Below are 12,623 nucleotides of genomic sequence, written 5' to 3'. Positions count from 1 at the left end.
CCTGCCCCGCTGCCCGCTTTGTGAAACAATGCCGGCATGCCCGCCGCCACGGCGCGGGCGGGCCGGCTGTCCGCTTTGGCGGCGTTCCCGGACGCTGCCTGCCGATTTCCCAAGACCCAGATCGAGCCCACCATGACCCCTCTGTCCCCGCAAGCCCGAGCTACGCTGCTCGCCGAACTCCCCGGCTGGACCACCGTCCAGGACCGCGACGCGATCTTCAAGCGCTTTACCTTCCACGACTTCAACGCCGCCTTCGGCTTCATGACGCGCGTGGCGATCCAGGCCGACAAGGCCGACCACCATCCCGAGTGGTTCAACGTCTACAACCGCGTCGACATCACGCTGTCGACCCACGACGCCAACGGCCTCACGCAGCGCGACATCGACCTGGCCCACTTCATCGAGCGCGCCGCGGCGGCGCTGGTGGTGCCGGGCTGAGGCCAGACAGAGAAGCGGCGCGGCAGCAGATATCCGGGCGGATGTAGGCAAACCGAAAGGAAGCAGCCGCCCGCGCCTAGTACAATCTGCGGCAGGCCCGCACCTGCGTGTGCTGCATGGGCCCTCCTTCCAGCCATGCCCAACCTCCTGCCCGAGCCGCCATGCGTATCCTGCTGATCGAGGACGACCGCCAGATTGCCAGCGGCGTCGAAGCCGGCTTGTCCCGAGTCGGCCACCAGGTACGCGTCGTTCACGACGGCGTCTATGCCACCGAACACCTGCTGCGCGAGCAGCACGACCTGGTCATCCTCGACCTGGGCCTGCCCGGGATCGACGGCATGACCCTGCTGGCGCGCTACCGCGCCCGCAACCGCGCCACCCCGGTGATCATCCTGACCGCGCGCGACGAGCTGGAAGACAAGCTCTCGGGCCTGAACGCCGGTGCCGACGACTATCTGATCAAACCCTTCGCGCTGCCCGAGCTGGAAGCGCGCGTGCGCGTGCTGCTGCGCCGCAGCCAGCATGGCGAGGCCGCGCCCGAGCGCGACGTGCGCCTGGGGCGCCTGCGCCTGTCCGGCAACGACCGCCGCATGTTCATCGACGCCCGGCCGCTGGAGCTGTCGCCGCGCGAGTTCGCGGTGCTGGAGCTGCTGCTGCAGCGCCAGGGCCGCGTGGTCAGCAAGGCGCAGCTGCAGGACCACCTGGCCACCTTTGCCCACCCCGCCGGCGAAGGCGGCGATACCGTGGGCGACACCGCCATCGAGGTCTACGTGCACCGCGTGCGCAAGAAGCTCGAGGACTGCGATGTCGAGATCGTGACCGTGCGCGGCTTTGGCTACCTGCTGCAGATCCGCGCCGGCCAATGAAAGCGTTCCTGCCGCTTGCGCCGTCCGCGAACGGCCTTGATCCCCGGCCCTGATCCTCGGCCCTGTTTCTGCCCCAGCCGGCAATGTGGCCCCGCTCCCGCACCTCTTCCCGCACCTCCTCCCGCGTTTCCTGGCGCACCGCCTCGCGTATCGCCACGCGGAACGTGCCTCCAGCTTCCGCCGCGGCTGACGCGCCCGGCGGCGCGCCCGCATCGACACGCCAGTCCAACCGCCCTGGCTCGAGCCTCAGCCTGCGCGTACACCTGCTGCGCGCGCTGGCGACGCCGCTGTTCGCGCTGGTGCTGACCAGCGGCTCGCTGTCCTACTGGCTGGCGGCGCACTACACCACGCAGGTGTTCGACCGCGCGCTGTACGGCGTGGCCAACAATATCGCCCAGCAGATCCGCATCGCCGGCCCGCGGCTGGAGCAGGACATCCCGATGATCGCGCAGACGCTGGTCGAGGCCGAGGGCACCGACCGCATCTACTGGCGCATCCACGGACCCGATGGCCTGATCGGCGGCATGGACACCTGGCTAGGCTACGGCACCGGCCAGACCACGCTGCACGATGCCCGGCTGTTCTACGCCTGGTTCAGCGGGCGCCAGGTGCGCGCGGTACGGCTGCCGGTGATGCTGCCCAGCGCCGCGGTGGACGAGCTCGGCACCAGCGAGGCCGGCAAGCCGGCGCGGGGGCCCATCGTGGTCGAGGTGGCCGAGCTGCTGGACCGGCGCGAGACCGCCGCCAACGAGATCCTGCTGTCGGTATCGGTGCCGCTGATCCTGCTGTTGCTGGTCGGCAGCCTGATCCTGTCGCACGTGCTAAAGGAAGAGCTGGTGCCGCTGCAGATCCTGGCCGACAAGCTCAACCGGCAGACCGCGCGCTCGCTGGCGGCGCTGGACGAGACCCAGGTGCCGGCCGAGGTGGCGCCGCTGATCCGCGGCCTGAACGCGCTGCTTGCGCGGCTGCGCGACGCCCTCGATGCGCAGCGCAAGTTCATCGCCGATGCCGCGCACCAGCTGCGCACGCCGCTGACCGCGGTCAAGCTGCATGCCGACCGCGCCATGGACGCCGATTCGCCGGAGGTCGCCCGGCATGCCCTGCGCGAAGTCCAGACCGCCGCCGACCGCGCGGTGCGGCTGTCGAACCAGCTGCTGTCGCTGGCGCGCGCGGAGCCTGGGCTGTCGCTGGAGCGGCTGGGGCCGGTGGAGCACTTCGACCTGGCCGAGCTTGCCTTCGAGACCGGCGCCGAATGGGTGCCGCAGGCGCTCGCGCGCCGCATCGACCTGGGCTTCGAGGTGCTGCCCGGCCCTACCTTCACCGGCGGCGCACCCGCAATCGTGCGCGGCAACCGCCTGCTGATGCGCGAGGCGCTGTCCAACCTGATCGACAATGCGGTGAAATACGTGCCGGCCGGCGGGCGCATCACGGTGCGCGCCGGCGGCGAGGCCATGGGCCACCGCGGCATGGCGGTGGTGATGATCGAAGACAACGGGCCCGGCATCCCGCCGCAGCGGCGCGAAGAGGTGTTCAAGCGCTTCTTCCGCGGCGACCGCGCGGCCCAGAGCGGCGGTGCTGGCCTCGGGCTGGCCATCGTGCATGAGATCGTTACCCTGCACCAGGGCAGCATCCATATCGAGGATGTGCCGCAGCAGCCGGCCAGCCCCCAAGTCGCGGACGGCACGCCGGAGCGCCGGCCAACCATGCGCTTCGTGATCCGGATCCCGTGCGAGCCGGCCGGGTCGGCCGCCGGAGCCGCCTGAGCCGCCTCCGGCCTTACTTCTTCTTTTTCTTGTCCTTCGGCGCCAGCATGGTGCCGCGGCATTGCGGACTGCCACAGCGGCACTCGAATTCCTTCTTCAGCTTGGCCGTATAGCGCGCTTCGATCACCAGCCCGTAGTCATAGAACAGCTCCTCGCCCTGGGCGATATCGCGCAGCGCGTGGATATAGACGCGGCCCTTCTTCTCGCGCGCCTCGCAGTTGGGCTCGCAGGCGTGGTTGATCCAGCGCGCGCGGTTGCCGCCGAACTTGGCGTCGATGACGCTGCCGTCGTCCAGGCTGAAATAGAAGGTGTGGTTGGGATCGCTGGGATCGTGCGGGTGGCGCTCCAGCGCCTTCTTCCACGAGATGTGCTCGCCCTTGTACTCGATCACGCGCTCGCCTTCGGCGATGGGGGCGATCGCGTATACGCCCTTTCCGTGCACGCCCGACTGGCGCACCTCGATCCGGGCGATCGCTGTCTTCTTGCCCGCTGCCTTGTGCTTTGCCTTGTCCGCCATTTGCCTTTCCGTGCGTGTCGCTTGCCTGTGCCGGCCGTTCCGGCGCGATCGGCATGATACCGGCGCGGCTGCGGCACGTATACGCAGCCTTGCGCAGCCTTGCGCGACCTTGGGTTAACCGCTCGCCCCCACGCCCTGGCGAGTATACGGCTCGTCCGCATAAGCCTGCCGCATGTGGATAACCCAGCCTCCTTCTGTGGAAAAGCACGCGGATTCGATGTGGGCTGCCTGGGGCTCGCATGGGGATGCCTCGGGCATAAGTCGGAGGGGTTTACCGCTAGCCTCATCCGCAAGGCTGACTCATCCACTGCGGCCAACACTGGATACGACCACTTCTCGTTTACGTAAACCGTTGACGGTAAAGACGTTTACGTGGTTTTCCACAGGCAGGGGCGCTGTTTACCTACTACCACTATTTGTATACATGAAAGAAAGATGTAAACCGAAAGACAGACCCAGGGCAGCGGCAAGTATCTGGCGTATACCGGTGTCCCGGGGCGGTGCCGGTATACGCGCGTCTGGGGCCACCCGGATCCAGGCATGCATGGGCCGAATACCGTGCCTCCGGACACGGCACTCCATGCCTCGCCGGCATGCAACATAGTGCAGATTGAGTGTGGGGCTCCTGAGCACGTGCAGGCGCGTTTACGTTGGGGGAAGCTGCCTTGCCCTCTGTCACGGTCACAGATGGCCTGTAAACGCCTCTAAAGCGCCTCCTGGCCTTATTCCGACCACCAGGCCTACCCTGACGTGCCAGCCTGGCTGCAGCCCGTGCAGCCCCATGTGGCACTCCCGGCGCTCGGTGCGGGGCGTTTGCGCCGCAGCGGTAGTGTTCGGAACCTGCCTCGCCGATGCGCCGATTTGCCGCCAGCCACGGCCTGATGCGGCCTCGCGGAACACTGCGGGTAACAATCTGTTCCCGGTGCGCCTTGTCCGACACGGTATCATGTGGCCCGCGGCGTCTTTGCCGGGGCGGCGCCAGCCTGGCTGCCGCCGACCGGGACGCCTGTGTTTTATCAACTCGATACGGAGTGAAGCATGACGAAAACCGAACTGATCGACGCTATCGCAGCCGGTGTGGACGGTCTCACCAAGGCCAAGGCAGAACAGGCACTGAACGTGACCCTGTCGGCCATCATGGACGCCGTGGCCAAGGGCGATACGCTGAGCCTCATCGGCTTTGGCACGTTCAGCAAGGGCGAGCGTGGCGAGCGCATGGCGCGCAACCCGCGCACCGGCGAAGAAATCAAGGTGGAAGCCGCCAAGACCGTGAAGTTCAAGGCCGGCCAGAAGTTCAAGGACGCTGTCAACCAGTGAGCCTGACGGGCTGCACTGCACGGCCCGTGTTTGTTTGACCCCGCCATGCCGCCGCCGGCCGCAAGCTTCGACCAGGGCGCAGGTGAGCGCCAGGCGGGGGACGTTATCCACAACAGGAATCGACGTTCTCTGCAGTATTCCGCCGCATCGCTGAAGCCATTGCCGAAGCGGTTGCGCGCCAGGTCTACCAACCGGCGTCCAGCCAAGGCCGATGCAAGGCCAGCCGGGGCGCCGAGCCATGTGGGGCTTCCATGTTCGCCCGTCCATTGCGCCGCAGATCTCCACAGCGTTATGCACAGCGCTTTCCACAGCGGATTCCACAGGTTTCTCCACAAGCAATTTGCGCCGCCGTGGCGCTGGCGCTGCTGAGCGCCTGCACCACCGTCAGCGAGCCCGCGCGGCCGCAGGCACGCCCGCTGGCCGACAATGAGCGGCCGGTCACAACGCCCGGCGCCACACCGCGCGAACGCATCGTCGAGATCGCCACGCAGGAGTGGGCACGCTGGGGCGGCCAGGTGGTGCGCCTCGGCCGCGACGACAGCGCCTGCGTCACCTCCAGCCCGGTGCCCGCGCCCGAACTGCCCCCGGCCCTGCCCGAACCCCCGGAGGTGCAACCCGGCGACCAAGCCGATACCGGAGCGCCAGCCACCGGCACCAGTGCCGACACCGACAATAACGGCGTCAAGTGGCCGCGCGCCGATTGCATGACCTTTCCGGACGGCACCGGCATGGAGGCCACGCCGGTGGGCTGCATGCTGGCCCGGCGCTACTGGGGCATTGTTGGCGAAACCCCCAGCTGCCGGCAGGTCACCCAAGGCGCGTGGGCCTGGTCGGCGGTGTTTATCTCCTGGGTGTTGCGCAAGGCCGGGCTGGACGAGCAGCAGTTCCTGACCGGCCAGTCACATTCGATGTACGTAGTCGATGCGCGCGACGGCGTCCTTGCCCATCCCGCCTTCCGCATCGAGCCCGTTCCGGCTTTGCCCCGCCCGGGCGATATCGTCTGTTCCGGACGCGGACGCGACCGCTACCTCGACAATGTTGCCGAGATCGGCTTCGGCACCACGCCGATGCATTGCGACATCGTGGTGGCCGTCGATCCGGTGGCGCGGGTGGTGCGTGCCATCGGCGGCAATGTCCAGCAATCGGTATCGATGGAAGAAATCGAACTGGGCGATTCGGGGCGGATCGATGGCGTGACCAATTCGCACATGCCCTGGGTGCTGGTGATGCGGAACAACCTGCAATAGTCGTCAGGTTTATTAGTGCGAATAATTATCAGATGGTGAGGGCTGGGTATGTGATTATTCGCGCTAATAATTTTGGCGCCACTCGAACAGCTCGAGCTGCGCCCGATCCCGGTCGCTGGTCGCCACCCCTACCCCCAGCAACCGCACCGGTAGCCCGCGCCGGGCGTGGCCCTCTGACAGCAGACGCGCATAGACAGCGCGGTCGGGCGCCTGGCCGCGGCATTCCACCGTGGTCTGGCGGAAGTCCGAAAAGCGCAGCTTGACCGTCAGCTTGTCGATGGTGCCGTGCGCCTGCGCGCGGGCAATGCGCGCCTCGAGCATGGCGATCAGCGGCTCCAGTTCGGCCAGGCACGCCTGCAGGTCGGGCAGGTCGTCGGCATAGGTCTCTTCCACGCTGATCGACTTGCGCTCGCGCTCGGGCGTGACCTCGCGCTCGTCCACGCCGCGGCACAGCTTGTAGAGCCGCGCCCCGAACGCGCCGAATTCGCGGTGCAGCCGGTCCGCCGACCACGGCCGCAGGTCGCCGCAGGTCTGCGCGCCCAGCCGCCGCAGCTTGGCCGCGGTGACCGTGCCGACCCCGTGGATGCGATCGACCGGCAGCGCCGCGACGAAGGCATCGACCGCCGCCGGGCGGACCACGAACAGCCCGTCGGGCTTGTTCCAGTCGCTGGCGATCTTGGCGACGAATTTGCTCGGCCCCACACCGGCGGAAACGGTCACGCCGACCTGGTCGCGCACGCGCTGGCGGATTTCCTCGGCAATGCGGGTGGCGCTGCCGGCGTGTTGCGTGCAGAGGCTGACGTCGAGGTAGGCCTCGTCCAGCGACAGCGGTTCGACCAGCTCGGTGTATTCGCGGTAGATCGCAAAGATCTGGCGCGACACCTCGCGATATTTGTCCATGGCCGGGCGCAGGATCAGCAGGTCCGGGCAGCGCTTGACCGCCTGCGCCGACGCCATGGCCGAGCGCACGCCGAATGCACGTGCTTCGTAATTGCAGGTGGCGATCACCCCGCGCCGGTCGGGCGAGCCGCCCACGGCCATCGGCCGGCCGCGCAGCGACGGGTCGTCGCGCATCTCGACCGAGGCGTAGAAGCAATCGCAGTCGCAATGGATGATCTTGCGCTGGACGGGGGGCGTGGCATCAGACGGTGCGGACATTGCCGGGCACCAATTTTATCTATGTGAAGAATGAATGCTTTGTTATTTTATAGCGATTCATTAGTCGTCTGGATGGTGGCGGCCTTTTGCCGGCTGCTCATCCACAACCCTTCCGCCGCATACAGCGCCAGCGAAATCCAGATCAGCGCGTAGCCAGCCTGCTTCTGCGCGGGAAACGGCTCATGCCACAGCCACACGGCAAGCAGCAGCTGCAGCGTCGGCCCGGTGTATTGCAGCAGGCCCAGCAGCGACAGCGGGATGCGCCGCGCGCCGGCGGCGAAGAACAGCAGTGGCACCGCCGTCACCGGCCCGGCCATCAGCAGCAGTTGCGTACCAGGCGCTGCATGGGTGAAGCCATCCTGCCCCGTGGCGAACAGGTAGGCCAGCATCGCCGCGGCAAATGGAAACAGCAGCAGCGTCTCCAGCGACAGGCCTTCGAGCGCGCCCAGCGCCCCCGTCTTGCGCAACAGCCCATAGCCGCCGAAGCTGGCCGCCAGCCCCAGTGCGATCCAGGGCAACTGGCCCGCCGCTACCGTCAGCCATGCCACGCCGGCCGCGGCCACCGCGATCGACAGCCATTGCACCGGGCGCAGCCGCTCGTGCAGGAAGACCACCCCCAGCAGCACGCTGAACAGCGGATTGATGAAGTAGCCCAGGCTGGCGTCGACCACACGGTTGGCCGACACCGCCCAGATATAGAGGAACCAGTTGGCGCACAGCAGCGCCGCGCTGGCGCCGAACGACAGCAGCAGGCGCCGGTCCCTCAACTGCCCGAGCCAGGACCACTGCCGCCGCCAGGCCAGGACCAGCCCCAGGAACACCAGCGACCACACCATCCGGTGCAGCAGGATCTCCGTCGGCGCAATGCCGGGCAGCGACTTGATATAGAGCGGGAGCAGCCCCCAGATGGCATAAGCCAGAAGCGCGTAAAGGATGCCGATTTGCATAAGGAATTCCGGTCGATGCCGGCGATTCTACCGGCGCTGCGTTAACCGCGCCGGGCAACAAAAAACCCCATGCCTGTCGTCAGGCATGGGGTTTGTGCCCGGCACCTGCCGGAACGTGCTTAGAGCTTGCGCGCGAAGCTGAACTGCGAGAAAGCCTGCTCGGCCACGTTGAACCAGGCGGCCTCGTTGTTGCGGAACACGCGCCAGTCGTCGTAGATCTTCTTGAACGACGGGTTCTTGGCGGTCTCGTCGGCGTAGGCTTCCTGGGTCGCCTTGAAGCAGGCTTCCATGATTTCCTTGGAGAACGGACGCAGCTTGACGCCGTTTTCCAGCAGGCGCGCCAGCGCCTGCGGGTTGACCGTATCGTACTTGGCCATCATGGTGGTATGGGCCTCGATGGTCGCCGTTTCCAGCGCGCGCTTGTACAGCGCAGGCAGCTTCTCGAACTCGCTGGCCGAGGCGTAGAACGACAGCTGCGCGCTGCCTTCCCACCAGCCCGGGTAGTAGTAATAAGGCGCCACCTTGTAGAAGCCCAGCTTCTCGTCATCGTAGGGGCCGACCCACTCGGCCGCGTCGATGGTGCCCTTTTCCAGCGCCGGGTAGATGTCGCCGCCGGCGATCTGCTGCGGCACCACGCCCAGGCGCGACAGCACCACGCCGGCGAAACCGGCGATACGGTACTTCAGGCCCTGCAGGTCGGCCGCGGTCTTGATTTCCTTGCGGAACCAGCCGCCCATCTGCGCGTTGGTGTTGCCGCCCAGGAAGTTGATGACGTTGTATTCCTTGAAGAACTCGCGCATCAGCTTCATGCCGTTGCCCTGCAGCATCCAGGCGTTCTGCTGGCGCGCGGTCAGGCCGAACGGCACGGTGGTGTCGAAGCACAGTGTCGGGTTCTTGCCGAAGTAGTAGTAGCCGGCGGTGTGGCCGATCTGCACGGTGTTGTTCTGCACCGAGTCCAGCACCTGCAGGCCCGGCACGATCTCGCCCGCCGCGAAGACCTTGATGTTGAACTTGCCGTCGGTCAGTTCCTTTACGCGCGCCGACAGCAGCTCGGCGGCGCCGAAAATGGTGTCGAGCGACTTGGGGAAGCTCGAGGCCAGGCGCCATTCCACGGCCGGGTTGCTGCCGACCACGGCCGGGGCTGCCGGACCGCTGGCGGCGGCAGGCGCCGCCTTCTCTTCACCCTTGCCGCACGCGGCCAATGCCCCGGTAGCGGCCACGGCCGACGCCTTCAACAGAAAGGAACGACGTTCCATCTCTACTTCTCCTCTTATAGATTTTGGTTCGGTGCAAGCGCGCGGCTCGCTTGATGCCGGGCGCCGGACCGGGACGCACATGCCGCCGGCGATCGTGTCGATAGGCGGCCTGCGCACGCTGTGCCTGTTGCGAACGGGCACGGCGGCGTGCCCTGCATGGCCGGGACTTGCGTCGCACGGCGAGGGCTGTCTTACCCGAAAGACAAGCCAGCCGATTATAGCGGTGGCTCTTTCGGCACGGAGCATCGCGCCAATGCGGGTTTTCGCTAGTCAATTGCGACTGGGAGCGTGTGATTTTCGCATTGTGAGACGGGCAACACTGTGATGGATTTTGTAACCCGCCTTGCGGTCAAATGGACCGACTGATAAAAAACAGTCCCCGCCATCGGCGGGTTTTGTTCGTTCCGGTCGAGGGGTTTGCCCGCTGGAATCTCGTTGCCTTGTTGTCCGCCTTGCCGTTCGTCTTGCTGCCCACCTCCCGCCGGCTTATCGCCGTCCTGCCTTGCCCGAGCGCCGCCGCCGGGCCGGGGGGCTTGCCCGTGCGCCGCTTCGGCTTTACCGTGCTGGCCGCCTGGGGGCTGGCCGCGTGTGCGCAGACCGGCGGGCCGATGGCGGTATCAGCAGGCGACGGCACGCAGCCGCCGCGCATTGCGCAGCGTCCAGCAGTGCCGCCGGTGGTACTGGCCGCGAATGCGGCGGCGGCCCCGGCGCAGTCGACCGCGTCTGGTGCTGCGGCCACTGCGGGCCAGGATGACCCGCTGGCGGCGCTGATTGCCGGCAATGGGGCCCCGGCGGCCAGCGTGCCCGATCCCGGTTTCGTGGGACCGCCGGAGCCGCCCGCGCCCCCGCAACCGCCGCTGGTGCTGTTCCCGCCCCGGCTGGGCGAATTCCAGCCCGAAGCGCCGGCACAGCCGGCAGCAGCCGGGACGGATGCCCCGGCGGACGGGCCGGCCGCCACCACGGCCCAGGCACCTGCCGAATCGCCTTCCGAAGCTCCGCCTGTGCTGCGTTCGCAACTTCCAGCTGACGACCCTGCGGGCGACTCGGTGTGGCGCCTGGGTTACAGCGGCCGCGCCGCGGTCGAAGACCGCCCCGCCACCATGCGGGCCTGCCCGGGCGGCGCGCTGTCGACCGGCATCGGCAGCGGCCTGTCCTGCCGCAGTGCCGGCGAAGTGAAATTCCGCGAGTCGGTGCTCGACCTCGATGGCGGTGCGCAGGTGATGCTGATTGCCCAGGCGCGTGGCACCGACGCCACCACCGTCAACGGCCGCCCCGCCGCGATCGATCCCTATGCGCTGGTGCCACAGTTCTATACCGCCGTCAGCGGCCTGGCGGTGCTGGACGGCGCCACCATGTGGGCCGGCCGGCGCGACAACGCGCCATTCCTGATGTCGTCCGGCCTGCTGCCGCCCAATTCAACGGCGATGCGCTTTGGCGTCGACAACGCCAGGGTGATCGGCGACATCGGGCTGAACTACCAGTACACCGCGCGCGCCGATCAGAACGGGCAAAACCTGCCGAGCTACCACTCGCTGCGCACCGCGCCGATCCCGACCAACGACAGGGGCTCGGTGCAGCTGGGCTTCACCCGTGTCGAAGCCCAGCCGATGCTGCAAGACACCGGCGGCGCATGGTGGGCGTCGGCGCTGCACGAGCAGAAAGGCGTGCTCTACGGGACCAATCGCCTGGGCATGCAGTTCGGCTCGGGCTCGCGCAATGCCATGACCGGCTATTCCGGCATGGGGCCGTCACTGTCGCGCATGCGCGTGGCGGAATCGATCGAATGGAAGGGCCGCTCGGGGCTGGGCGGCGCGGTGGAACAGAGCCTGCAGTTCGATCGTTCGCCGGTCGGCACGCTGCAGTGGACCACCACGCGCGTACGCCCCGCCTATGTGGCGAGCGACCAGTTCCGCCTGAACTTCGAGGTGTCGCACGACCAGATTTCGTCGGGCTTCGGCGTCAGCGGCCAGCGCACTGCCCTGACGGTGGCGCCCACGCTGACGCTGGGCAAGTCGGCCGGCAACGCCAACCTGCGCGCCTTCTATACCTACAGCCGCGCCAGCGATGTGGACGGCATCGGCTATACCGCGCCAGCGGACGCGTGGGCGTCGCAGGCCAGCGGCTCGATCTTCGGCGTGCAGCTCAATCGGCGCTGGTAGCGCCAGCCTGCCAGCTGCGCCGAGAGGAAGCGGCGGTCGTTGCGCTGTCGGCCTTGGCCGGGTTTGACGCATGCGCCGCGCTATCTTCACCGGCCGGCTTGCGGCACAGCCAGTGGAACACCAGCGTCGCCGCCAGGCCGCCCCCAAGCTGCGCCAGCACGAAGCCCGGCACATCAACCGGCCGGATCCCGGTGAAGCTATCGGTCAGCGCGCAGGCAATGGTCAGCGCCGGATTGGCGAACGACGTCGACGACGTGAACCAGTAGCCCGCCGTGATATAGCCCGCCACCACGAACGGCACCAGCTGCGGCCGGCTGCGCAGCGTGCCGATGCCCACGCCGACCAGCCCGAAGGTCGCCACGCATTCGCTCCACCACATCGACGCACCGGTACGCGCCTGGCCCGACCACGCCAGCGCCGGCTCGCCGAACATCGCATGCGCGGCCAGCACGCCGCACACGGCGCCCGCCAGCTGTACCGCCACATAGCGCAACGCATCGCGTGGCGACAGCGTACCCTGCACCAGCGCGGACAGGCTCACCACCGGGTTGAAGTGCCCACCGGACACCGGCCCCAGCGAGACCAGCAGCGCCACCAGCCCGGCGCCGGTGGCCAGCGAATTGGCCAGCAGCGCCAGCGCGGTATCGCCGCCGGCAAGGCGCTCGGCGCGGATGCCCGAGCCGATCACGATCGCCACCAGCAGCGCAGTGCCCAGTCCTTCGGCCACCATGCGCCGGCGCGCGTGCGTACTCATTGCTGCGCTCCGGTGGCAGGCAAGCGCGAGGTGGCGGCAATGGGTGTGGCAATGGGTGCGGGACCGGCGGGGAAAGTTTGCAGCGGCAAGATCGACAACGTCGCCTGAGACGACGCCTCATACGGTGGCATTCAGCGGGGGATGTCCGCGCGAAACCGGAGCGCGATGCCAGGCCCGGCGCAGACGCGACAGTGTTCCGCC

General features: G+C 67.7%; 11 protein-coding genes. 6 read left to right on the top strand and 5 right to left on the bottom strand.

Annotated features, from left to right (window positions below):
- The first annotated feature begins 132 nt into the window (after positions 1–132).
- From J8I34_RS07715 to J8I34_RS07705, 3 genes are all read left to right on the top strand, one after another.
- The gene (locus tag J8I34_RS07715) at positions 133–438 is read left to right on the top strand and encodes a 4a-hydroxytetrahydrobiopterin dehydratase (protein WP_063240039.1); all 306 of its coding nucleotides are present in this window, start codon (positions 133–135) and stop codon (positions 436–438) included.
- Between the two features lie 161 nt (positions 439–599).
- The gene (locus tag J8I34_RS07710; protein ID WP_209773799.1) at positions 600–1,304 is read left to right on the top strand and encodes a response regulator transcription factor; all 705 of its coding nucleotides are present in this window, start codon (positions 600–602) and stop codon (positions 1,302–1,304) included.
- Positions 1,305–1,387: 83 nt separating this feature from the next.
- Positions 1,388–3,067 carry a sensor histidine kinase gene (locus J8I34_RS07705; RefSeq protein WP_209805757.1) on the top strand — a complete coding sequence of 560 codons (1,680 nt, stop codon included), beginning with the start codon at positions 1,388–1,390 and terminating at the stop codon, positions 3,065–3,067.
- A 13-nt stretch (positions 3,068–3,080) separates the two neighbouring features.
- Here the strand turns inward: J8I34_RS07705 and J8I34_RS07700 are convergent, their stop codons facing one another.
- The gene (locus J8I34_RS07700; protein WP_209805756.1) at positions 3,081–3,584 is read right to left on the bottom strand and encodes an SET domain-containing protein; all 504 of its coding nucleotides are present in this window, start codon (positions 3,582–3,584) and stop codon (positions 3,081–3,083) included.
- 1,038 nt (positions 3,585–4,622) lie between these two features.
- On the opposite strand from J8I34_RS07700, the gene J8I34_RS07695 reads away from it, so the two are divergent.
- The gene (locus tag J8I34_RS07695) at positions 4,623–4,901 is read left to right on the top strand and encodes an HU family DNA-binding protein (RefSeq protein WP_012354324.1); all 279 of its coding nucleotides are present in this window, start codon (positions 4,623–4,625) and stop codon (positions 4,899–4,901) included.
- Between the two features lie 251 nt (positions 4,902–5,152).
- A complete protein-coding gene (locus J8I34_RS07690) occupies positions 5,153–6,148 on the top strand; it encodes a DUF2272 domain-containing protein (RefSeq protein ID WP_209805755.1) in 996 nt (331 codons plus the stop codon).
- Positions 6,149–6,211: 63 nt separating this feature from the next.
- On the opposite strand, the gene dinB is transcribed toward J8I34_RS07690, so the two are convergent.
- The 3 genes from dinB to J8I34_RS07675 all read right to left on the bottom strand — a co-directional run bounded on the left by dinB (position 6,212) and on the right by J8I34_RS07675 (position 9,509).
- On the bottom strand, positions 6,212–7,306 hold the full coding sequence (gene dinB / locus J8I34_RS07685; protein ID WP_029046484.1) for a DNA polymerase IV: 1,095 nt from the start codon (positions 7,304–7,306) through the stop codon (positions 6,212–6,214).
- Positions 7,307–7,353: 47 nt separating this feature from the next.
- Entirely contained in the window at positions 7,354–8,253 is a 900-nt protein-coding gene (gene rarD, locus J8I34_RS07680; protein ID WP_209805754.1) for an EamA family transporter RarD, read from the bottom strand.
- Between the two features lie 119 nt (positions 8,254–8,372).
- A complete protein-coding gene (locus J8I34_RS07675) occupies positions 8,373–9,509 on the bottom strand; it encodes a TRAP transporter substrate-binding protein (RefSeq protein ID WP_209805753.1) in 1,137 nt (378 codons plus the stop codon).
- A 353-nt stretch (positions 9,510–9,862) separates the two neighbouring features.
- Between J8I34_RS07675 and J8I34_RS07670 the strand changes: the two genes are divergently transcribed.
- Positions 9,863–11,668 (top strand): carbohydrate porin, encoded by a 1,806-nt coding sequence (locus J8I34_RS07670; RefSeq protein ID WP_209773808.1) that lies wholly within the window; start codon positions 9,863–9,865, stop codon positions 11,666–11,668.
- Here the strand turns inward: J8I34_RS07670 and J8I34_RS07665 are convergent.
- Positions 11,652–12,422, bottom strand: coding sequence for an aquaporin (locus J8I34_RS07665; RefSeq protein WP_209773810.1), 771 nt, complete (start codon positions 12,420–12,422; stop codon positions 11,652–11,654). The two genes, J8I34_RS07670 and J8I34_RS07665, sit on opposite strands and share 17 nt — an antisense overlap.
- Positions 12,423–12,623: the final 201 nt, after the last annotated feature.

Origin of the sequence: Cupriavidus phytohabitans (assembly GCF_017815025.1) — a bacterium.
Lineage (GTDB): Bacteria > Pseudomonadota > Gammaproteobacteria > Burkholderiales > Burkholderiaceae > Cupriavidus.
The sequence above is the reverse complement of the archived record's forward strand: the minus strand, read 5'-3'. Positions and strand labels throughout refer to the sequence as shown.

Bases quoted from the DNA above. Each gene is read 5' to 3' on its own strand.
- J8I34_RS07715 (WP_063240039.1), top strand. From the start codon at position 133: ATGACCCCTCTGTCCCCGCAAGCCCGAGCTACGCTGCTCGCCGAACTC.
- J8I34_RS07710 (WP_209773799.1), top strand. From the start codon at position 600: ATGCGTATCCTGCTGATCGAGGACGACCGCCAGATTGCCAGCGGCGTC.
- J8I34_RS07705 (WP_209805757.1), top strand. From the start codon at position 1,388: ATGTGGCCCCGCTCCCGCACCTCTTCCCGCACCTCCTCCCGCGTTTCC.
- J8I34_RS07700 (WP_209805756.1), bottom strand. From the start codon at position 3,584: ATGGCGGACAAGGCAAAGCACAAGGCAGCGGGCAAGAAGACAGCGATC.
- J8I34_RS07695 (WP_012354324.1), top strand. From the start codon at position 4,623: ATGACGAAAACCGAACTGATCGACGCTATCGCAGCCGGTGTGGACGGT.
- J8I34_RS07690 (WP_209805755.1), top strand. From the start codon at position 5,153: ATGTTCGCCCGTCCATTGCGCCGCAGATCTCCACAGCGTTATGCACAG.
- dinB (WP_029046484.1), bottom strand. From the start codon at position 7,306: ATGTCCGCACCGTCTGATGCCACGCCCCCCGTCCAGCGCAAGATCATC.
- rarD (WP_209805754.1), bottom strand. From the start codon at position 8,253: ATGCAAATCGGCATCCTTTACGCGCTTCTGGCTTATGCCATCTGGGGG.
- J8I34_RS07675 (WP_209805753.1), bottom strand. From the start codon at position 9,509: ATGGAACGTCGTTCCTTTCTGTTGAAGGCGTCGGCCGTGGCCGCTACC.
- J8I34_RS07670 (WP_209773808.1), top strand. From the start codon at position 9,863: ATGGACCGACTGATAAAAAACAGTCCCCGCCATCGGCGGGTTTTGTTC.
- J8I34_RS07665 (WP_209773810.1), bottom strand. From the start codon at position 12,422: ATGAGTACGCACGCGCGCCGGCGCATGGTGGCCGAAGGACTGGGCACT.